The 1,605-nt window shown below is 47.7% G+C and carries 2 protein-coding genes; both read left to right on the forward strand.

Going from position 1 to position 1,605, the window contains the following annotated elements; genetic code table 11:
* Window positions 1–674 (forward strand): HlyD family secretion protein (locus AB4496_RS26470; RefSeq protein WP_372132867.1); only part of this gene is annotated, 674 nt, incomplete at its 5' end.
* A gap of 7 nt (window positions 675–681) precedes the next feature.
* The coding region (locus tag AB4496_RS26475; protein ID WP_372132870.1) for an ABC transporter permease at window positions 682–1,605 on the forward strand (924 nt) is incomplete at its 3' end.

Genomic DNA, 1,605 nt, shown 5'->3' on the forward strand with positions numbered 1-1,605 from the left:
AGAATGGTGCGCGTACTCAACAGATCCAAGCTGCTAAAGACCAGTGGTTGAAGGCAAAAGCAGCCGCCGATCTCATGGACAAAACTTATCAACGTGTCAATAACCTTTACAACGATGGTGTGGTTGCCGAGCAAAAACGCGATGAAGCCAAAACACAGTGGCAAGCAGCGAAGTACACGGAAAGCGCTGCGTTCCAAATGTATCAATTGGCACGAGAAGGCGCTCGTGACGAAACCAAAGTGGCAGCCGCTCAAAAAGCATTAATGGCGGCAGGTGCGGTGGCGGAAGTTGAAGCTTACGCAAAAGACACGCAGATCCACAGTTGGTTTAATGGCGAAGTGTCTCAGGTACTATTGAGCAGCGGTGAGCTCGCACCACAAGGCTTCCCTGTTGTGACTGTTATCGACACCAAAGATGCATGGGCAGTACTTAATGTGCGTGAAGACATGCTTAAGCATTTCGAGAAAGGCAGCCAGTTTGAGGCGTATCTACCGGCTCTAGATAAATCATTAACTTTCCAAGTAACTCACATTGCCGTAATGGGTGATTTCGCTACTTGGCGTTCAACAGACGCAGCACAAGGCTTCGACTTACGTACTTTTGAAGTAGAAGCGCACCCTGTTAATACTAGCGAAACACTGCGTATGGGCATGAGCCTTGTGGTTGAGCTTTAGGTGACGTATGTCTGCTAACTATCGATCTACAGGTTCGCAATCTAAAAGCTCACAATCTAAAGGCTCGCAATCTACAGCCTCGCAATCAACTGAGCATCATAGAGCGAAGAATACCTTGCTTAGGCAGTGGGCGATTGTCCGCAAAGACAAATGGTTGTTGTCTTGCCTAACTTGGATACCTTTGCTGCTTGCTGCCAGTATTTGGCTGATTTTTTCACAAGGGATCGCTCGTGACTTACCGGTTGCGGTTGTTGACTTGGAACACAGCCAAATTTCGCAGCAGTTCACACGCCTTGTTGATGCATCACCAACGCTGCAAGTCACTCAGAAATACAGCTCTGCGAGTGAAGCGGCGAAAGCGATGATTGAACGTGATATCTACGGTTATGTTGTGATACCAAGGCATTTTGACCGAGACCTTCTGCTCGGATTGAATCCGCAAATGTCTGTGTTCTACAACAGCCAATTTATCTTGATAGGTAAGCTAGTGAATTCCGCGTTGTTGCAGGCTCAAGGGACTTTTAACGCGCAACTTGAGGTCGTTAAGCAGTTATCACACGGTGATACCACGGTGCAATCCGCATTAGGCCAAGCAGTAACAGTGCAAAGCCAGATCACGCCACTGTTCAACAAGAACACCAGTTATGCTCAGTTCTTGGTGTCTGCGGTTATTCCTGCACTATGGCAGATCATGATTGTGGTGGGCACGATATTGGTTTTGACGGCGAACGTTAGAGCTCGTGGCCTTGATGCTTGGTTATCCAACGCCCCGATGAAGTCACTAACATCAACATTAACGCCCTACCTTGTCTTATTTTTGATGTTTGGTATCGCGTTTAGCTTTTGGTTCTATGTCCTTTTAGACTGGCCGTTTAACGGCAGTTTTGTGGCACTGACCGTCGCCCAACTGCTTACCGTCATCAGTTGCATC

It is taken from the genome of Vibrio sp. 10N.222.46.A1 (genome assembly GCF_041473595.1).
In the GTDB taxonomy this organism is placed as follows: domain Bacteria; phylum Pseudomonadota; class Gammaproteobacteria; order Enterobacterales; family Vibrionaceae; genus Vibrio; species Vibrio tasmaniensis_A.